Raw genomic sequence first — 18,877 nt, 5'->3', positions numbered from 1 at the left:
CGTCGAAAACGCCACCGCATGGATTGATTCTGCGTCGATCCACTCACCTACCACAGGCAGCATCGAAGCGTATCACTGCGAATGATTATGTGTCAGGCTCGAAATAAAATATCGCCGTTACTGTCCACATGCCTCTTTTCGTGAAAAAGGCCCGCATCTCGGTCGAGTTATCCCCGATACTCCCGCATATCACTGACCAAGAGCATCAGTAGTATTCTATTGTTTGGTGTATTCGGACTACACTCTTGGCGTACTGTAGAGCAAAGCTCAGATCGACTCGACAATTGGGAGAGTGATGATGAGCTTGTTACTTGATAATCCATTGGACGTGCGTTCGTACGAGGCAAAAACTGTCTGGCCAACTTTAGGTGCAACCCAATTAAGCCTGGAAGATCGCAAGATGCGCCTGTGCGGGCTTGGCGGGAGCGACGCCAACACCCTCCTCTCCGGCGATGCCGACAGGATCCTGCGGCTGTGGCAGCTCAAGCGCCAGGAGATCCCCGAGGAGGATCTGTCGGACCGACTGCAGGTAGCACTTGGGTCGTGGACCGAGCCGTTCAACCGCCAGTGGTACGAGAAGATCAGCGGCCAGTCGATCGTCGATGCGGGACTTTCGGTAACGTGCAAGAAGCATTCTTGGCGGCGCTGCCTGCTCGACGGCATCGTCGAAAACACCAACGCAGTATTCGAGGCGAAGCACACCGGGGCGTTCGTCAAGTCGGAAGAAGTGCTCGAGCGGTACATGCCCCAGCTCCAGCACAATATGGCGGTGGCGGATTGCGAGACGGCAGTTTTGTCGGTCATCTTCGGCAATCACAAATATGAGATCTTCGAAATTGCCGCCGACTGGCTCTATCAGCTAGAGCTCCTCGAGGCCGAGGAGGAGTTTTGGGACTGCGTCCAGACGGGAAGGGCGCCAGTGGCGCCGCCGGTCCCGCTTCCGCCTAAGCCTGTCGGTGTCCGGGAAGTCTGCCTCGAAGGCAATAATAGCTGGGCGTCGGCCGCCATTGACTGGCTCGAGGATCGCGAGGCGGCCAAGCGGCACGCAGCAGCGTGCGGGACGATCAAGGCCCTTGTCGAGACCGATGTCGCGCGGGCCTTCGGACACGGGATCGAAGCCAGGCGAAGCAAGTCTGGCGCCCTGTCGATCCGGGAGCTGGGCCAGTGAGGCCGCCCGACGTCTATCGCGCGATTAACGCGGTTACCGCAGCGCTTGCTGGTGAGGGTATCGCCAAGTCTCGGACCAATGCCATTGAGCTATATCAATATCGCTCTATCGACGATGTGCTCAATCGCCTTGCCCCGCTGATCGCCGAACACCGGCTGTGCATTCTGCCTCGGGTGCTTGAGCGGATAATCACCGACCGGCAAAACCCCGCTACGCCGATGCGGGTCAACGTGTTGTTGCGGGTCGCCTTCGACCTGGTCAGCGTCGAGGATGGCTCGGTTCACACAGTCGAAGCCTATGGCGAGGCACTGGACGATGGCGACAAGGGCACGGCCAAGGCGATGTCGGCGGCCTATAAGGCGGTGATGCTTCAGGCCTTCTGCATCCCCGTTGCCGGAACCGAGGATGCAGATGCCAGTACGAGCAGGCGCGTCACACCGCCATCCTTCCAGAGCGGGGAGCCGGTTGAAGGCTGGGACCAGTGGGCGAAGGAAGTTATGGAGACCCTTGGCATCTGCGAAAGCATCGCCGCGGTCGATCGGGTCCAGTCGGGCAAGCGCCCGCAGCTCAGAGCGATCAGCCGCGAGCGTCCCGACTTATACAGTGCGTTGGGCGAATGCTTTGCCCAGCAGCGGGAGTTGCTCCTCGCTCCGGCATGTCCACCTAAGAAGATGCGCAAGCCCTACGTCCGCCGCAACAAGGCGATCATCAGTAACGATCAGGTGACGAACTTCGTGCTGGTGGATGCGTAGATGCGCCTGCCCAATCGGCTCAAACAGGCACGCAGGTCCACCACCACCGAGCGCGAATGCCCCGCGCATCGGGCTTGGGTCCGCCGCCATCACTGTTGCGTCGCCGGCTGTCTCAACATCCCGATCGAATGTGCCCACATTCGCCGCGGAACCGACGGCGGGGTCGGGTTGAAGCCGTCTGACCGTTGGACGGTGAGCTTGTGTACCGCGCACCATGCCGAGCAACACAGGATCGGAGAACGGCGGTTCGAAGCTCGGCATGGGCTGAACCTGCGAGAACTTGCCACGTCGTTCGCCCTCCATTCGCCGCATCGGCAGCGATTGTGACGATGATTCAGGCGGATTACCCGGTCCGCCTTAGACAGCGAGGGCGATTGCCCAATTGGCCTGTGTGTTTTGGCGCTTTAATCTAAAGCGAGTTTAAAGATGGCTTTTAAGTTGCGAAGCTGACCCGCCGCTCCAGCAGCGCCTTGAAAGGAATTTCAAAGTAGGTTTCGAGCCAGCCGGGACGAGGCCGATCCTCCGCACATCTACGCCGCGCGTTGCGCCAAACGTTCTGACGACGGACAAATAGCAATTTTGGGCTAGTGGCCATCTCGCTCACGGCGCTATCGCTGACATAAGCAAAATCCGCGGCCGACGGGCATTCGCTAGCTTTAACTTTAAGGGAAAGACAATGGACCGCGAGCTTTCGCCTAGGCCACCGACCCTTCCTTCTTTGGCGCAATGGCTTGGCTTTGCGGGATTGGCTCCGCAGATATTGCTAGCGGCAATCGCAATTGCGAACCCTGCTAGCTTTGGACCTGGTGCGCAGAGCGCTGCGCTCGTTTATTCTGGCACGATTTTGAGTTTCATCGGAGGAGCGTGGTGGGGCCTCGCGTCCCGCCCACCGACCAACGTCCATCGGGCTATCTGGCTTATTGCGGTCATACCTTCGCTAATTGCATTTGCATCCATTGGTACCATAGCAATTGGCCTGCCGTGCAAAGTGGGTTTATTGTTTACGGGTACATCCCTGATCGCATCGCTCGGCGTCGATTACAAACTGGCCGGCAGCGGAGTGAGCCCGCCTGGCTGGCTTCGCTTGAGAGTTCCGTTGTCGCTCGGTCTCGGCGGCCTTACTATCCTCATCGCAATCTTGTCGTAGTGTCTGACAACCGCAGCCACCGCAGCGCAATCGTGCTGACTGGCCGCCTTTTCGTGCCGGAGACCAAAATGATCCGTTCGACCCTTGCCGCTTCCACGCTCATTCTGCTGTGCGCTTCGCCACTCGCGGCGCGCTTGGCCGCTTCCAACCCTGCGATCGTCGCCGCCGTCGCCGATCCGCACCGGACCGAAGCAAACCGATTGCGGGATAAGTACCGCCATCCAGTCGAAACGCTCAGTTTTTTTGGCGTAAAGTCTGAGCAGACGCTGGTTGAATATTCGCCTGGCGGCGGCTGGTACACCGAGATCCTTGCCCCGTTGCTTCATCAGCGGGGGCATTATATCGGGCTCGACGGCGATACGCCAAAGGCGCAGGCCAACCTGACCAAGATCCTGACCGGGGGCGGCACCCGCTATACTGGGGCCACTGCCGCATCGATCGACTTCGCTACGGGCAAAAGCAACGTCGCGCCGGGTACCGCTGATGTCGTGCTGACCTTTCGCAACGTCCACAACCTGATCTTCGTCGGACCGCAAACCGCGCCGCGCGTGTTCGCGGCTTTCTTCACCATGTTGAAGCCGGGCGGGACGCTCGGTGTCGTCGATCATCGCCTGCCCGAGAGCCGGGACAGCGCGCTGGAGCAGTCGAGCGGCTATCTTAAGCGATCTACTGTCTTGAAGCTGGCGACTGCGGCGGGATTCCGTCTCGTCGCAGAATCGCAGATCAACGCGAACCCGAAGGACAAGGCCGATTACCCGAACGGGGTCTGGACGCTCCCGCCGACGCTGACCGAGGGCGAAAAGAACCGCGCCCACTATCTTGCGATCGGTGAAAGCGACCGCATGACTCTGAAATTCATCAAGCCGCGCTGAGCACCGGCGAGCCGAAGGAACGTATTGCGGCCTGTGCCCTAGCCCTTCACTGATCCGCGATGGCGGATAATCCCATGCTCCTCGCAGTCAAGGATCTCGGCAAGTCGGTTCCGGGACCGCGACTACTGTTTCGCACGCTCGACCTCGACGTCGCGCCGGGCGAATTGGTCGCGATCATCGGCGAGTCGGGGGTCGGCAAGTCGACCCTGCTCAACATCCTGGCCGGGCTCGACGAAGCCGACGCGGGCCGCGTCGTGATCGACGGTATCGAACTTGGCGCCCTTGACGAGAGCGCGCGCACCCGCCTTCGTCGAGAGAAGATCGGCTTTGTCTTCCAAGCCTTCCATATTCTGCCCTATCTGACGCTCGTACAGAATGTAGCGCTGCCGCTGGTATTGGTCTCGCCCGACACTGGCGTCGCGCACGCCCGCGCGCAGGCGATGCTAAAAGCGGTTGGACTGGACGGACGAAGCGACGGCTATGCGCGCGACCTGTCGGGCGGCGAGCTGCAGCGGGTCGCGATCGCGCGCGCGCTGGTTCATCGCCCGGCCCTGATTCTCGCCGACGAACCGACCGGCAATCTCGATCCCGAAACGGCGGCGCGGGTGCTGTCGCTGTTCGCGGATGCGATTCGGGAACAGGGCGCGGCGGGCGTGATGGTGACCCATTCGGCAGCGAGTGCGGCGATCGCCGACCGGGTGCTGACGCTAGGTCTGGACGGACTGGTCGAACGACGTGGCCGCTGACGATAGCCTATGGTCGGGGCGGCTCGCACTCGGCTGGCTGATTGGCGGCGAGTGGCGCTTTCACCCAGCCCGTTTCATCATGACGGCAATCGCAATCGCGGTCGGCGTGGCGCTCGGCTTCGCGGTCCATCTCGTCAACGGATCGGCGCTAGCCTCGTTCGACGGGGCGATGCGCGAGGTTAATGGCGCTGCCGAGCTGACGGTCCGCGCGACCAGCCCGCTCGGGATGGATGAAAACCTCTACCCGCGCGTGGCCCTTGCGGCGGGCGTTGCCGACGCCAGTCCGGTCGTCCGGCTCGATGCACGCATCGGCTCCGTCCGGCTGACGCTGCTGGGGGTCGACGTCGTTCGCGCTGCTGCGGTGACTCCGTCGCTAGTCGGCATCGCGCCACGCGAGCCGGACGCCGCCGACAATGCGACATTTGACGAGCGCGCGTTATTTCTTTCGCGCGCCGCTCTGACGCGATTGCGGGTTGCGATTGGCGCGCAAGTCGTGGTCGTGGCCAACGGTCGCTCGGTGCCGCTGCGCGTTGCCGGAACGCTGCCGGCTGCGGGCGGTACGGCGGCGATCGGGGTGATCGACATCGCCGCAGCGCAGTGGCGGTTCGGGCGCTTGGGTCGCATTGACCGGCTCGACCTGCTGCTTTTAGACCATGCCACGGCAGCGGCGGCGCTCAGGGCGTTGCTGCCGTCCGACGCGCTTCTCTCAACCGCAGAGGCACAAGGCGCGCAGGGCGAGTCGCTGTCACGTGCCTATCGAGTAAATCTCGATATGCTCGCTCTCATTGCTCTCCTGACTGGCGGCTTTCTGGTCTATTCGGCCCAATCGCTGTCAGTCGTTCGCCGCCAGCGCACCTTTGCACTGCTCCGGACGCTGGGAATGCCGCGGGGCACCGTCATCGCCGCGATTGTCGTCGAAGGGCTGGCGATCGGACTGGTCGGCGCATCGGTCGGACTCGCGGCCGGCTACGCGATGGCGTGGGCGGCGCTGCACTGGTTCGGGGGCGATCTCGGCGCGGGCTATTTCAGCGACGGTACCGTGCACATCGTTTTCCAGCGCGCAGCGGCGGCGGGCTTCTTCGCGCTCGGTCTGGTCGCAGCTATTCTTGGCAGCTTCCTTCCCGCGCGCGTCGCTGCACGGGCGGCGCCCGCTGCCTCTTTAAAGAACGCCGGCGACGTGATCGACCCACGCCAGCCGGTCGCCTGGTGGCCGTCGGCGACGCTGCTGGTTACCGGCGCAGCTTCCTCACTGCTTCCCGCGATCAACGGCCTGCCGCTGTTCGGGTACGCGGGCATGGCGCTGATGCTTGCAGGAGGCGTCGCGGGCGTACCTTGGTTTGCGCGGACGCTGCTGTCGCCGCTTGCACGGCGGTCGCACGGCAGCGTGCCCGGGATGCTCGCGATCCGCCATCTCCATGGCGCCCCCGGCGAAGCAGCGACGGCGCTGTGCGGGATCGTCGCCTCAACCGCGCTGATGATTGCAATGGCGACGATGGTCACCAGCTTTCGTGGCGCAGTCGACGACTGGCTCGGCCAGGTGCTGGGCGCGGACCTGTACATGCGTACAACCACAGGCGCGAGTTTTGACCCCGCTACGCGACGCCGGCTGGCAACGACCCCTGGGATCGCCTCCCTCGCGTTTAGCCGCCAAATCCCGCTCACCATCGCCGCCGATCGCCCGCCACTCATCCTGATTGCGCGGCCCGAGCGCGGTGGTCGCGATCCCCTGCGAGTTCTGATCGGGCGCGCGCCGACCCTGGCCCCCGGCACGTTACCGATATGGGTCTCGGAGCCGGCGCAGCGCCTCTACGGCTGGGATCCGGGAGAGCGCATCGTGCTGCCGATCGCGGGCCGGACCAGCTTTGTGGTCGCCGGCGTGTGGCGCGACTATGGGCGCCAAAGCGGGGCCGTCCTAATCGATGAAGGCGATTATCAGCGCATGACCGGCGACGACGGGCGCGACGAGATTTCGGCAATGATCGAGCCCGGCCGGCAACCCGCGCTGGTAGCGCGCGAGATGACGGCGCGTCTTCCCGCCCTGCTTCGCGATCAGGTCGAGGTCACACAACCCGCGACACTCCGGCGGCTTGCGCTTACGCTGTTCGACCGCAGCTTCGCGGTCACTTACCTGCTAGAAGCAGTCGCGATCCTCGTCGGGCTTGCCGGAGTCGCCGCGACGATGTCAGCGCAGACCATCGCGCGCGAGCGGGAGTTCGGCATGTTGCGTCATCTGGGACTGACTCGCGGCCAGTTGACCACAATGCTGGCGACCGAGGGCGCGATTGTCGGTCTGACCGGCGCACTTGCCGGCATCGGCCTCGGGCTGGCGCTTGCCCAGGTGCTCATCCACGTCATCAACCCGCAGTCGTTCAACTGGACGATGGCGACGCGCATCCCGATTGGCACGCTGGCCGGGGTCGCGGCAGCGCTGACCGGCGCGGCAGCAGCGACTGCCGTCTTAGCCGGGCGGCGTGCGACCGCGAACAGCGCAATTCAGTCGGTGCGGGAGGATTGGTGATGAACCGTCTGCGGATCCTCGTCGGCTGGCTCGCGGCGATCGCCATCGCGGCGCCGGCGGCCACGCCCTACCCGGTAGTGCGGCCCGGCGTCGTGCTGCGCTTCCCCGCGGATCACGGCGCGCACCCGCAATTCCGCACCGAATGGTGGTACGTCACCGGTTGGCTGCGCACCACGTCGGGCCGTGATATCGGTTTCCAGGTCACCTTCTTCCGTACCCGGCCCCAAGGCAGTGAGGGCAACCCCAGTCGCTTCACCGCGCAGCAGCTGATGTTCGCGCACGCGGCGTTGTCTGATGCCGTCACCGGCCGGCTAATGCACGGCCAACGCGCGGCGCGGGCAGGCTTCGGACTCGCCGGCGCGCGCACCGGCGATGCAGACGTCAAGATCCGTGACTGGCGGTTGCAGCGTTCGCCGGACGGGCGCTGGGCGACGCGAGTGAACGTTGATGGTTTCGGGCTGGCGCTCGACTTCCAGCCAATTCAGCCACCGCTGCTTCAGGGCCAAGACGGCTATAGTCGCAAGGGGCCGGACCCAAAGCAGGCCAGCTATTATTACTCGATCCCCCATTTGCGGGTCAGCGGCCGCGTCCGTCGCGGTAACCATCTCGAAGCCGTGACCGGCGAGGCCTGGCTCGACCGGGAGTGGTCGTCCAACTACCTTGCCCCCGACGCCCAGGGCTGGGACTGGACCGGGATAAATTTCGACGACGGATCGGCGCTGATGGCGTTCCGGATCCGCCGTAAGACTGGTGGCACGATCTGGGCTGGCGGCACCTATCGCCGGCCGGACGGCACGGTCGCGGTGCTCGGACCCGGCGATGTCAGCTTTCGCACGCTCGCTAATTGGCGAAGTCCGGATACCGGTGCGGTTTATCCCGTCAAGCAGCAACTCGGCATCCGCATCGACGGCCGCCTGGCAAGCTGGACCCTGAAGCCGCTGTTTGCCGCGCAGGAACTCGATTCGCGGCGAAGTGGATTACCAGTCTATTGGGAAGGCGCGGTCAGCACGCGCGGCGGTCGTGGCTATCTTGAACTGACAGGCTACGACCGGGCACTTAAGATGTAACCCGACGCTTGCCCCCTTATTGAAACTAAATATCACCAATCGATCTTGACCCACGCCTGCGAAGGGTTCGAAGGCAGCGGGAGAATACGCTAATCGTGCATGCGGCGACGCAAAAACCACAGCGCCATCCCCACGATGGTCAGCACGATTGGTACCGAAACCGCTACGGCGATATTATGTTGGAGTCCCGGTACAGCCGCCAGCACGTAGCTGACAAGCGCGACCATATAATAGCTAATCGCGACGACCGAGAGGCCCTCAACCGTCTGTTGCAGCCTCAGCTGCAAGTCAGTGCGGCCGTCCATCGAGGTCAGCAGATCGCGGTTCTGCTTGGCCAGCGCGATGTCGATCCGCGTCCGCAGCAGCTCACTGGTCCACGCCGCCCGCTGCAGCAGATCCTCGATCCGCGCCGAGAAGGAATCGCAGGTTCGAACTGCCGGCATCAGCCGTCGCTCGGTAAAGTCGGCTAGGCTCTGGAAGCCGCGGATCGGGACGATGCGAAGGCTGTCGAGCCGGTCCTTGCTCAGCTGCGCGTAAGCGCGCGTCGCACTCATCCGATAACGGGTCTCGGCCGCGAGCCGCGCCAGCTCCGCCGAAAGAAAAGTAAGTTCATCGAGCAGTTGATCGTCTTCCGACGTCCGTTCGGACACGTCATGAGTCAGCCCGGCCAGCCGTGATTCGAGTTTGGTGACCGAAGGCGTCAAACGCTGCGCGAGCGGTAACCCGAGCAGAGCCATGTTGCGATAATTGCCCAGCTCCTGCAGCCGCAAGACAAGCTGCGCCGGCTCGTCGCGCTCGAGACCGCGATCGAGAACAAGCAAACGTCCGAACCCGTCGGGATTGAGTCGAAAATCGGAAATGATCCGCGCCAGTCCATCGGCCACGTCGCAAGCGACAATTGCGTCGGGTGCGAACCAACGCTCGAGAGCTTCCGGAATTCGATTTGGCGAGGGATCGGGAACCAGCGCAACCTGGGTAGCGCGAACGGTCTCGCCCGGCATCTCTGCCAGTAGGGTCGAGATGACCGGCTCGAACAGTTCGGGATCGAACGATGCCTCGGCGTCGCCCGGACAAAGCAGCGTGTAGGTTGCAAATTCGGTGTGCCGTTCCCATACCAGCACGAACTTGCCGATCTCGATTACACCATATTTCGCCGAAATCGGGACAAGCTCGCGTCCCGATCGAGAAAGCTTGTCGATATGGGACCGCGCGTCGACCATCTCCGCTTCGCCCAGAACCGTGACAATCTGAACCATTCGGTAGGGCGCGGTAAAGCTTGGCAACCTTCTAAGGTGCATTTCCTCCGATAGCGCGGCGCGCAAGGGATGGTTGCGAACGATCATACGGGTCTGTCCGTCGCCCTGACGGAAAGGCCCCAGCCACGCTTGAGAGACAAATCAGCCCGATCCTGCCATCCGAAACGACACACAATATCTGGTTTAAGATTGTGCGAACGGCGGTATGCTGGATACCATGGACAGGACAGGCAGCTGACCGAATGCCGAGGCCCGACCTCTTTCCTCGCGACGATCGCCACATTAATCTTGTGACTGATAACCCTGTCCCGTCGATAATCAGCGATCCGCGGTTGCCCGATAATCCGATCGTCGCATGCAATGCCGCATTTTGCGATCTGACGGGATACTCCACCGCGGAAGTAATCGGGCGAAACTGTCGATTCCTGTCGGGCCCGGCGACTGAACCGTGGCTTACCGAGAAAATTCGTCGGGGGGTGCACGAGCATCGCCCGGTGCTCGTCGAGATCCTCAACTACAAGCGAAACGGCCAACCGTTTCGAAACGCAGTTTTGGTCGCGCCCATTTACGATGAGCATGAAGAACTGCTGCATTTCTTGGGTACGCTGGTCGAAATCGATGCGAATGCATCCTCTCAGTTGAGCATGCGACGGATCCGCGCCGCAAAAATGCTTAAGTCGCTTTCGCAGCGCCAAGTGCAAGTGTTCCAGCTGGTCGCCAATGGCCTGCTGAACAAGCAGATCGCGGCCGAACTCGGCCTGGCCGAATCGACTGTCAAGATGCACCGCACCATACTCATCAAACGGCTGGGGCTTCATACGACTGCTGACCTCATTCGTCTCGCCGTCGATGCCGGATTTTAGGCCCTGCGGCGTATAGCTCGGCGCGCTCGCATCGCGTTTTTGCTGGCCGAGATGAAGCAAAAGACGAGGGTATTGCTGCCCTCGGCCGCGCTATTCTTGTATCAGACTTTGGGTAGCAACACCGCGTCAATCGCGTGAATGACGCCGTTCGAACAAGCTATATCGCCAGTCACTACCTTGGCGCCGTCGACCGTTATGCCGTCGGTGCCATCGACGTGAATGGTGATGCCGCCAGCCGTAGCCGGGTCCATCACTTGGCCGATAACGTCCACAGTCATGACTTTTCCCGGGATGACGTGAAGCAGTAGGATCGCGATCAGCTTCGCCTTGTTCTCGGGTCTGATTAGCTCATTGACAGTGCCCGGCGGAAGCCCGGCGAAAGCGTCGTCGGACGGAGCAAATACGGTAAAAGGACCCTCGCTTTTCAGCGTTTCGACAAGACCGGCTTTCGTTGCTGCGGCAACAAGTGTAGTGAAAGAGCCGTCAGCAACGATCGTATCGATGATGTCATGAAAAGGAACGGCCATATTTCATCCTTGTTCAGGGTACGTTTCGGGAGCTTACAAACACTCTGGTTCGGCAAAATTGCCGGGCCGCCGCGGCGTTAGCCGCCCGCAACGGGGTGGCACTTGATAGCATGGCGATCAATACGAGCTTTAGACTACCTTGTGCTGGACAAGGCCTACACGACCCCAAGCAGAAAGGCCTGTACAGCGGCGTAGCCCAAAACTATCGACACACACACGGCGCGGCACTTCCGTCCAACAGCGCAAGGCTGCCGGCGGTGCGTAAGGCACCCAGGTGTTTAGGTGTTTAGTCCCGTTCTGTAGCGGTACAGGCCGACGTTGAGTTGACTTGCACCACACCGGGTTTGCCGGATCCTCGGCTCCGCTTTTACTTCTTCATTTTCATGCTGGGAGGGAGCTTAGCTTCGAGTAGCGCCACAGTATCTGGTAAAAATGCAAGGCGTTGCTTCTGAACGGCGTTTTTGCGCTTCAAAGCCCTCAGACTAACAATTTCGTCAAGCATTTTGTCCCGACGTTTCGCGATATTATTGCACAGATCATACGACTCTTGGTCCATTGGACCAATAATAGAAATTTCGAGCGTAGGGGGATCGATCTCGATGTCATCAGGGTGCGGAATGAGCAGCGGCGGCTCTCTCCCCGCTTCCTTTGCCCGCTTCAATGCCGCCTCTCCATCCATCTTCAAGTACATGAAGAACTTGACGCTCTCTTCGACTTCCTTGCGCTTGGCAGCTTCGGCGGAACCTAGAAGCTGGCTTACCAAACGCATTGCCGTAGCTCCGCCCTTGCTAGCATCAAGCATTAAGCGACGTGTGTGCACTTCGCGCATGGTCAGTTTTATTTCACGCCCATTTTCCCTGACCGTCACCACGCGATCGGCCTCCTCAAGGAGGGCGGCCTGCGAAGGGTTCGAAAGATAGCGTCCCGCGGCAACCGCATCGCGGCGACGCCTCGACGAGCCTTTCGGATTGCCCGACTGCCCCGGCGCGAACCGGTGCTGGACCGGCGCACACTTGTAGCCGACGCGCTCGCCGGCGGGCTCATCATCGCTTTGGCTGCCGGGCTCAGGGTCACCATCCTCGCTCATATCTCTACCTCCCGCCCCACTAACCGCTCCTCGGCTTCGTCCTCGAACGTGGCACCTGATGATAAAAGAACGGCTCGCTTGCCGGTGAGCGTCTCCCATCGCCGCACGATGGTGTCACAATAAAGCGGGTCATATTCTATAAGACGCGCAATCCGCCCGGTCTTGTCGGCGGCAATGAGCGTACTGCCCGAGCCGCCGAACCCGTCAAGCACGATCTGGCCGCGCTTCGAGCAGTCGCGGATTGCATCAGCAATCATCGCAACCGGCTTGACGGTCGGATGCATGGCAAGCTCTGTGTCGCGCGACGCCGACATGCTCGATATGCCAGCATAGTCCCAGACATTCGTGCGATATCGTCCGGTCTCGCCAAGCCCGAAGCTATTGGTATGCTCCGCGGTCCCGGCCTTGAACACAAAGATAAGTTCGTGCTTCGAGCGGTAGAAAGATCCCATCCCTCCGTTGGTCTTGTTCCATACGACAAGATTCTTGAGCTCGGTAAACGCCGTATGTCCCGCTTCGAGCAGCTCGCCCATGTGGCGCCAGTCCATGCACACGAACGCAATCGCGCCATCACACATTACCGCTGAAGTCGCCGACAGCGATTCGATCAAGAATGCGGTAAACTGCGATTGGCTCATTTCGCCGCTGGCAAACGCGAACTCGCGATGCCTGACTTTGCCCAGCCCCGACACATGCCCGTCGATAGCAACATTGTACGGGGGATCGGTGAACACGAGATCGGCGCGCTCGTCGCCAAGCAGCGCAGCGTAATCGCTCGGACTGCGGGCATCGCCGCAGATCAGCTTGTGACGCCCTAGCTGCCAGACGTCGCCCCTCCTGGTGACAGCCGGACCGGTCACAGCCGGTACCGCATCCTCAGGCGCATCCTGTCCTGAAGGATCGCTGTCGCCAGCCTCGTCAAGCACCAAATCAATTTCGGCTAGACTGAACCCGGTCAGTTCAAGGTCGAAGTCCAAGTCGATCAATCCCTGGAGCTCGATCGCCAGGATCTCCCGGTCCCAACCCGCATTGAGCGCAAGCTTGTTGTCCGCAAGGACATAAGCGCGCCGCTCGGCACTGGAAAGATGTGATAAAGCGAGGGTTGGGACCGTGGCCATTCCGAGTAGCTTTGCGGCCTCAAACCGCCCATTGCCCGCGATGATCTCGCCGGCGTCTGATACCAGCACCGGATTGGTAAAGCCGAACCGACGAATGCTCTCGGCGATCTGCTTGATCTGCTTTTTCGAGTGTGTCCGTGCATTGTTATCATATGGTCTCAGCGCAGCGACGTCGATTTCAATCAATTCCTGTTTCATACGATCACGCTCCCCGGTCCCCGATCGCGCTGAAAGGTTAACATGAATAATAGCCCACGATTTGCAAGAGCAGATCGGCAAATAGCGACGTCATAACTCCGCCGCTATCCGACCCGTAGTGGTTTCTATAAAATCTATTTAGACCTCGCCTTGGGCGCTAGCATCGCTAGTCGTATCGGGCGAGCAGGGGCTCTTCTCAGTAGTGGCAAGCCTTGCCGCACGAGGAGGAGAGCGTTTCGTAGCCCAAGAGAAGACTCTCGAAATCGCGACGGACGCGCGTGAAGGCTTAGCTTGAACTCAAGCGCCAGACGCCCTGCAGGATCACCTCTGACTAGACCATGCAGCGGCGCGACTTGGCGTAGTCAAAAATCGTGCCTCACCCAGCGCCCTCGATTTCGGGCAATCCGCGCGCAGTCCCTGCCGGTCTTTGCAACATTCCCTGGCGCCCATAGCGATTTCGCTGCTGGCGTTCGCAAAATTCCCTGCTGATTTCCGACCCCGCTCATTGGTCATACGCAATCCTAAGCGCAACGCCCTCAGGAAAGCCGAAAATCCGCGTTTTTGGTTGCGTGATTTGGTCGGGGGACGGCCGAACCCGCGTTGCGTATGCAAAAATATTCCCTGCTAACCTATGGCCGCAGGGAAATATGTGACGAATCGCAGCTGGGTCGAACCGCCCGAGGAGCTCAGAAGCTATCCCTAAGTGGCAACGCTCAAAATCATCCGATCATCAAACTTACATGTGCAGCCACTTGCGTGAGGATTGCTCATCGCGGGGCGCTAAGAGCTAAGCTTGGTCGAAATGACGGCGTAAATTGGCGAGAGATGCCTCGTGGGTCATGTCGAGGTGGAGCGGGGTCACGCTGACAAAGCCGTCGGCGATCGCCTCCAGGTCGCTGTCGTGCGCCGGGCTGGCCTGCGCCGGGCCCAGCCCGAACCAGTAATAGTTGAACCCGCGCGGATCGGTCCTCTTGACCACTTCGGCGCGGCCATAGTCGCGGCGGCCCTGGCGGCAGATTCGCACGCCCTTGACCGCATCGGCAGGGCAGGCGGGGAAGTTGACGTTGACCAGCGTTCCCGCCGCCATCCGCGTCTCGATCAACGGCGCCAGCACTCGGCTGGCCCACGCCCGCGCCGTATCGAACGGTACCGCATTGCCCATATCGTCGCGGCTCGTCGCCTGGCTCAGTGCGATCGCCGGGATTCCCGCCAGCGCGCTCTCCATCGCTGCCGACACCGTGCCCGAATAGGTTACGTCCTCGGCCAGGTTGGCGCCGCGGTTGATCCCCGACAGGATCAGGTCCGGCTTGTGCTCCTTCATCAGTTCGCCCAGCGCCATCAGCACCGCATCGGTCGGCGTACCCGTCACGGCAAAGCGCCGCTCGCCGACCTTGCGCAGCCGCAGCGGACGCGACAATGTCAGCGAATGACCCGCCCCCGACTGGTCCTCGGCGGGGGCAACGACCCACACATCGTCGCTCAGCGCCGCGGCGATCTCGGCCAGCAGGATGAGCCCAGGGGCGGCGACTCCGTCGTCGTTGGTAAGCAAGATGCGCATGCACCGCCTTTGGCCTGCCCGGCGCCACATCGCAACAAGTTGCGCCTGCGACCAAAACGCAACAACCTCGGTTATTCTCTCGCCATGACCCGGCCAGATGTCGCTCAGCGCTTGTTAAGCTTGAAAGGCGATATTATAGGCGCAGGCGGGGACCACCGGCCGTCGAGGTAAACCTCGAGAAAGCCAGTGAATTCACGTTGCAGCGAGCGGGTTGGCCCGACGTTGGCAAGGTGGGCGTTGAGTGGGGAGAGAAGCATGGCGACCGCGCTCGTAGACATTTTCGAAGCTGGCCCGGACCGGTTCGATGCCCTCATGCTGGACGATGGCTACGCGCCGTCGGACAGCGAAGACTTCATGAACCCAAACCAGAAAGCCTATTTCCTGCGCAAGCTTCGCGCCTGGAAAGAATCGATCGTCGAAGAATCCCGCGCGACCATGGCGCAGCTCCAGGTCGACAGCCTGCGCGAGCCCGACCTTGCCGATCGCGCATCGAGCGAGACCGACTGGTCGATCGAGCTTCGCACTCGCGACCGCCAGCGCAAGCTGATCGCCAAGATCGACAGCGCCGTCCGCCGCCTGTTCGACGATGAATTTGGCTATTGCGAAGTGACCGGCGAACCTATCAGCCTCGCCCGCCTTGAAGCCCGCCCCATCGCGACGATGAGCCTCGAAGCCCAGGAAAAGCACGAACGGATCGAACGCGTCAGCCGCGACGATTAGCTTTGGCAATTGGGATTAGTCGTCCTTGCGAGAAGCGCAGCGACGAAGCAATCCAGCGGCTTAGGGGTGGATTGCTTCGCATCGCTCGCAAAGACGGGTTTGTGCAAGAAACCTAAATGCCCAGCATCACGTCCTTCACGCGAAGCTTGGCCTTTTTCAGCTCGTGGAGCCTTGTGTCATCGGGGTGAGGGCGGTGTTCTTCATCGTCGATCCGGGCCTGAATCGCGGCATGCTTCACGTTGAGCGCCTGGATGTGCGTGTCGATTTGGGCCTTGTCCATAGGTGATGGTCCCTTTCCGATGTTCGCTTGGGTTGCCCAATAAACCACAGTTTCGGCGACCTGTCGCGCGCAGATCGATCCGCTCGTCCCATCCTCCGCGCGCCCCGTCCTTGCCGAGTGACGCGGCCCCCGCCACGCGCTATGGGCAGCCAGCAATGAACGACGACGACCTTCCCGAGATCCTCAACATGCTCAAGGCCGAGCATCGTCGCCTCGACGCCGAGATCGACATCATGCGCGGTGCGGGGAATTGCGACCCGCTCGAACTGGCGCGGATGAAAAAGCGCAAGCTTGGCCTCAAGGACGAGATCCAGTCGCTCTCCGACCGCCTCGTCCCCGACATATTGGCCTGATCGACGATCCCGCGACGGGACGAAATCGTCCTGTTCTGGTGCATCATTGCTCGTTCGGGCGTTTCCTCCCCGTCCAGTCCATGGCAAGAAGGACCAATGGAGCCAACCGACCCGCGCATTGGCGCCCGCATCACGCCGCGCCTGATCGACTCGCTTTACACCGAGGCGATGCTGCTCGCCGACGAGGCGCGGGGCTATTTCGACGAGGCCGGGCGTGACGAGCGAATGACGCTTGATCCCTTCGCTCGCGTCGGCTTCGCCTGCGAATCGCTCAAAGTGACGACCCGCATCATGCACATCGTCGCCTGGCTGCTGACCCAGCGCGCGGTCGAAAGCGGTGAGATCACCGGCACCGACGGCCGCCGCCCCGAACGCCGCCTCGGCCACGCCGGGACGAGCGACGAGGCGATCGTCGCGCTGCTTCCTGCCGCTGCCCGGCGCCTCATCGCTGCCAGCAGCGATCTTTACGCCCGCGTCGCACGGATCGACGAGCAGCAGCTGGCCGACGAACCCGCCACCAGCCCCGCCCGCGCGCTGATGGGCCGGCTCGAGCGCGACCTGGTGTGGATCAAGCACTGAAAATACGCGCCGACCAGTTGCTGGTGGCGCAGGGGCTCGCCGAAAGCCGAACTCGCGCGCAGGCGCTCATTCTCGCTGGCAATGTCTTCGCCGGGGACAAGCGCGTCGCCAAGGCTGGCGAACTCATCGCCGAAGAGGCCGCGCTTCGGGTCAAGGGCCGCGACCACCCGTGGGTCTCGCGTGGCGGCATCAAGCTTGCCCACGGCCTCGACCATTTCGGCTTTGATGTCACCGGCGCGACCGGGCTCGACATCGGCTCGTCGACCGGGGGCTTCACCGACGTGCTGCTCAGCCGCGGCGCGACCAAAGTCTTCTCGGTCGATGTCGGCACCAACCAGCTGGCGTGGAAACTGCGGCAGGACGACCGCGTCGTCGTGATGGAGCAGACCAATGCCAAGACGCTGTCGAAGGCGACAGTGCCGGACACGGTCAATATCGTCGTATGCGACGCCAGTTTTATAGGGCTTTCCAAGGTGTTGGGCCCGGCACTCGGACTCGCTGAAAAAGGCGCAAAACTGATCGCGCTGGTCAAGCCGCAGTTCGAGGCGGGGCGCGGCGAGGTCGGCAAGGGCGGGGTGGTGCGCGATCCCCTGATCCATCAAAGAGTATGCGACGAAGCCGCAGCGTGGGTCACATCGCAGGGCTGGTCGGTTGTTGGCGTCGAGACGAGCCCGATTACCGGGCCCGAAGGCAATGTCGAATTCCTGCTCGGCGCGACAAAAGGATCTGGCGATGGAGATGAATGACGCTAATCGCGACGACCGCGGCGTGTGGAAAAAGGCGGCGATCACCGTCCCAGCAATCGTCATCGTCGGCTTCCTCATGGGCATCGTTTCCAACAGCGGCTTTGCCAATGGCTGGTACGCCAATCTTGCCACCCCCAGCTTCCAGCCCCCTGGCTGGGCTTTCGGGGTTGTGTGGACGACGCTCTACACAATGATGGGGATCGCACTCGCGGTCGTGCTCGACGCGCCTCGATCAGCGCAGCGATCGGCCGCGTTGACCCTGTTTGCCATCCAGCTCCTCGGGAATTTCCTTTGGTCGCCGCTGTTCTTCGGCGCGCACGCAATCGACGCCGCGCTGATCCTGATCACCGCGACCACCGTGCTGGTCATCGTCACGATCATGCGCTTCTGGCGCGTTCGCCCACTGGCGGGGGCGCTCCTGCTTCCCTATCTGGCATGGTTGTGCCTGGCGACCGCGCTCAATTATGAGACCGGCCGCCTCAACCCGCAAGCGGACAGCCATCCGCTCGGACTGACAGGAGGAATGTGATGCAATCGGAAAATCGCCTGTTCGAAGATTTCGTCAAGATGATGAACGGCGCCGCCGGGACGATCGCCGGCATGGGCCGCGAGGCCGAAGCCTCGATGCGTGAGAAGTTTCGCGAAGCCATGGGCGGCGCCGACTTCGTGTCGCGTGACGAGTTTGACGCGGTGAAAGCCATGGCCGCCGCCGCGCGCGATCATAACCAGGCCCTGGAAGCCCGCATCGCCGCGCTCGAAGCCAAGGCCAAGGCAAAGGCCGGCCCCAAATCGGGCGGTCCGGTCGACGGAGGCACGATCTGACCGAAGCGGTAATCAGTGACGACGGCGAGGATGGCGCGCCGATCGAAGTGCTCGAACAATATTTCGATGCGCGCGGCTGGGCCTGCGAGCGGACCGGGGACGGCGAGATCGTCGCCTCGGCCAATGGCAGCTGGGCGCAGTATGAACTTCGCGGCGTCTGGCGCCAGGACGACCAGGTGCTTCAGTTCCTCGCGTTCCCCGACGTCAAGGTCGGCCCCGAAAAGCGCGCCGAAATCTACGAGACCCTCGGACTGATTAACGAGCAGCTGTGGCTCGGCCACTTCGAGCTGTGGTCGGGGTCAGGCCTGATCGTCTTCCGCCACGCCGCGCTGGTCAGTGAGAGCGACGGGCTGACTTTCGAACAGGCCGAAGCCATCGCCGAGGCCGCGATGGAGGAATGCGAGCGCTTCTACCCCGTCTTCCAGTTCGTGCTTTGGGGCGGAAAATCCCCCGCCGAGGCGATTTCGGCCGCACTGATAGATACGGCCGGCGAGGCGTGA

At 62.0% G+C, this 18,877-nt stretch carries 22 protein-coding genes; 16 read left to right on the top strand and 6 right to left on the bottom strand.

Features of this window, described 5'->3' with window-relative positions; translation table 11 throughout:
* Positions 1 to 298 precede the first annotated feature (298 nt).
* The 8 genes from U1700_RS08600 to U1700_RS08565 all read left to right on the top strand — a co-directional run bounded on the left by U1700_RS08600 (position 299) and on the right by U1700_RS08565 (position 8,270).
* Positions 299 to 1,168: a YqaJ viral recombinase family protein gene (locus U1700_RS08600; RefSeq protein ID WP_332751931.1), complete on the top strand. Its 870-nt coding sequence runs from the start codon at positions 299 to 301 to the stop codon at positions 1,166 to 1,168.
* The gene (locus U1700_RS08595; protein ID WP_332751929.1) at positions 1,165 to 1,920 is read left to right on the top strand and encodes an ERF family protein; all 756 of its coding nucleotides are present in this window, start codon (positions 1,165 to 1,167) and stop codon (positions 1,918 to 1,920) included. The genes U1700_RS08600 and U1700_RS08595 overlap by 4 nt, the downstream gene beginning before the upstream one ends.
* Positions 1,921 to 2,247 (top strand): DUF968 domain-containing protein, encoded by a 327-nt coding sequence (locus U1700_RS08590; protein ID WP_332751928.1) that lies wholly within the window; start codon positions 1,921 to 1,923, stop codon positions 2,245 to 2,247. It abuts the gene before it with no gap.
* Positions 2,248 to 2,596: 349 nt separating this feature from the next.
* Positions 2,597 to 3,067, top strand: coding sequence for a DUF3429 domain-containing protein (locus U1700_RS08585; RefSeq protein WP_332751926.1), 471 nt, complete (start codon positions 2,597 to 2,599; stop codon positions 3,065 to 3,067).
* 68 nt (positions 3,068 to 3,135) lie between these two features.
* Positions 3,136 to 3,939 carry a class I SAM-dependent methyltransferase gene (locus U1700_RS08580; protein ID WP_332751924.1) on the top strand — a complete coding sequence of 268 codons (804 nt, stop codon included), beginning with the start codon at positions 3,136 to 3,138 and terminating at the stop codon, positions 3,937 to 3,939.
* Between the two features lie 59 nt (positions 3,940 to 3,998).
* Complete coding sequence (locus U1700_RS08575; protein WP_332751922.1) at positions 3,999 to 4,685, top strand: ABC transporter ATP-binding protein; 687 nt, start codon at positions 3,999 to 4,001, stop codon at positions 4,683 to 4,685.
* Complete coding sequence (locus U1700_RS08570; RefSeq protein WP_332751920.1) at positions 4,675 to 7,203, top strand: ABC transporter permease; 2,529 nt, start codon at positions 4,675 to 4,677, stop codon at positions 7,201 to 7,203. The genes U1700_RS08575 and U1700_RS08570 overlap by 11 nt, the downstream gene beginning before the upstream one ends.
* On the top strand, positions 7,203 to 8,270 hold the full coding sequence (locus U1700_RS08565; protein WP_332751918.1) for a lipocalin-like domain-containing protein: 1,068 nt from the start codon (positions 7,203 to 7,205) through the stop codon (positions 8,268 to 8,270). The genes U1700_RS08570 and U1700_RS08565 overlap by 1 nt, the downstream gene beginning before the upstream one ends.
* Before the next feature lie 89 nt (positions 8,271 to 8,359).
* Here the strand turns inward: U1700_RS08565 and U1700_RS08560 are convergent, their stop codons facing one another.
* Positions 8,360 to 9,613: a DUF3422 domain-containing protein gene (locus tag U1700_RS08560; protein WP_332751916.1), complete on the bottom strand. Its 1,254-nt coding sequence runs from the start codon at positions 9,611 to 9,613 to the stop codon at positions 8,360 to 8,362.
* Positions 9,614 to 9,768: 155 nt separating this feature from the next.
* Here U1700_RS08560 and U1700_RS08555 point away from each other — a divergent pair, with 155 nt between their 5' ends.
* Complete coding sequence (locus U1700_RS08555) at positions 9,769 to 10,389, top strand: PAS domain-containing protein (protein WP_332751914.1); 621 nt, start codon at positions 9,769 to 9,771, stop codon at positions 10,387 to 10,389.
* 101 nt (positions 10,390 to 10,490) lie between these two features.
* On the opposite strand, the gene U1700_RS08550 is transcribed toward U1700_RS08555, so the two are convergent.
* The 4 genes from U1700_RS08550 to surE all read right to left on the bottom strand — a co-directional run bounded on the left by U1700_RS08550 (position 10,491) and on the right by surE (position 14,877).
* Positions 10,491 to 10,916, bottom strand: a complete 426-nt coding sequence (locus tag U1700_RS08550; RefSeq protein WP_332751913.1) for a fasciclin domain-containing protein — start codon at positions 10,914 to 10,916, stop codon at positions 10,491 to 10,493.
* A 367-nt stretch (positions 10,917 to 11,283) separates the two neighbouring features.
* Complete coding sequence (locus U1700_RS08545; protein ID WP_332751912.1) at positions 11,284 to 12,003, bottom strand: DUF5681 domain-containing protein; 720 nt, start codon at positions 12,001 to 12,003, stop codon at positions 11,284 to 11,286.
* Positions 12,000 to 13,319, bottom strand: coding sequence for a site-specific DNA-methyltransferase (locus U1700_RS08540; protein WP_332751910.1), 1,320 nt, complete (start codon positions 13,317 to 13,319; stop codon positions 12,000 to 12,002). Before U1700_RS08540 ends, U1700_RS08545 begins: the two co-directional genes overlap by 4 nt.
* A gap of 787 nt (positions 13,320 to 14,106) precedes the next feature.
* Entirely contained in the window at positions 14,107 to 14,877 is a 771-nt protein-coding gene (gene surE, locus U1700_RS08535; protein ID WP_332751908.1) for a 5'/3'-nucleotidase SurE, read from the bottom strand.
* 255 nt (positions 14,878 to 15,132) lie between these two features.
* Here surE and dksA point away from each other — a divergent pair, with 255 nt between their 5' ends.
* The gene (gene dksA / locus U1700_RS08530; RefSeq protein ID WP_332751906.1) at positions 15,133 to 15,597 is read left to right on the top strand and encodes an RNA polymerase-binding protein DksA; all 465 of its coding nucleotides are present in this window, start codon (positions 15,133 to 15,135) and stop codon (positions 15,595 to 15,597) included.
* A gap of 112 nt (positions 15,598 to 15,709) precedes the next feature.
* Here the strand turns inward: dksA and U1700_RS08525 are convergent, their stop codons facing one another.
* Positions 15,710 to 15,877, bottom strand: coding sequence for a YdcH family protein (locus tag U1700_RS08525; RefSeq protein WP_332751904.1), 168 nt, complete (start codon positions 15,875 to 15,877; stop codon positions 15,710 to 15,712).
* A 155-nt stretch (positions 15,878 to 16,032) separates the two neighbouring features.
* Here U1700_RS08525 and U1700_RS08520 point away from each other — a divergent pair, with 155 nt between their 5' ends.
* The 6 genes from U1700_RS08520 (at position 16,033) to U1700_RS08495 (ending at position 18,877) form a co-directional block, all read left to right on the top strand.
* Entirely contained in the window at positions 16,033 to 16,230 is a 198-nt protein-coding gene (locus tag U1700_RS08520) for a YdcH family protein (RefSeq protein ID WP_332751903.1), read from the top strand.
* A gap of 96 nt (positions 16,231 to 16,326) precedes the next feature.
* Positions 16,327 to 16,809, top strand: coding sequence for a DUF1465 family protein (locus tag U1700_RS08515; RefSeq protein ID WP_332751901.1), 483 nt, complete (start codon positions 16,327 to 16,329; stop codon positions 16,807 to 16,809).
* Positions 16,794 to 17,555: a TlyA family RNA methyltransferase gene (locus tag U1700_RS08510; protein ID WP_332751900.1), complete on the top strand. Its 762-nt coding sequence runs from the start codon at positions 16,794 to 16,796 to the stop codon at positions 17,553 to 17,555. Before U1700_RS08515 ends, U1700_RS08510 begins: the two co-directional genes overlap by 16 nt.
* Complete coding sequence (locus U1700_RS08505) at positions 17,542 to 18,084, top strand: TspO/MBR family protein (protein WP_443025910.1); 543 nt, start codon at positions 17,542 to 17,544, stop codon at positions 18,082 to 18,084. Before U1700_RS08510 ends, U1700_RS08505 begins: the two co-directional genes overlap by 14 nt.
* Positions 18,084 to 18,377 (top strand): accessory factor UbiK family protein, encoded by a 294-nt coding sequence (locus U1700_RS08500; protein WP_332751899.1) that lies wholly within the window; start codon positions 18,084 to 18,086, stop codon positions 18,375 to 18,377. The genes U1700_RS08505 and U1700_RS08500 overlap by 1 nt, the downstream gene beginning before the upstream one ends.
* On the top strand, positions 18,374 to 18,877 hold the full coding sequence (locus U1700_RS08495) for a YbjN domain-containing protein (protein WP_332752286.1): 504 nt from the start codon (positions 18,374 to 18,376) through the stop codon (positions 18,875 to 18,877). The genes U1700_RS08500 and U1700_RS08495 overlap by 4 nt, the downstream gene beginning before the upstream one ends.

Source organism: Sphingomonas sp. RB1R13 (genome assembly GCF_036663775.1).
Taxonomy (GTDB): domain Bacteria; phylum Pseudomonadota; class Alphaproteobacteria; order Sphingomonadales; family Sphingomonadaceae; genus Sphingomicrobium.
The sequence above is the reverse complement of the archived record's forward strand: the minus strand, read 5'-3'. Positions and strand labels throughout refer to the sequence as shown.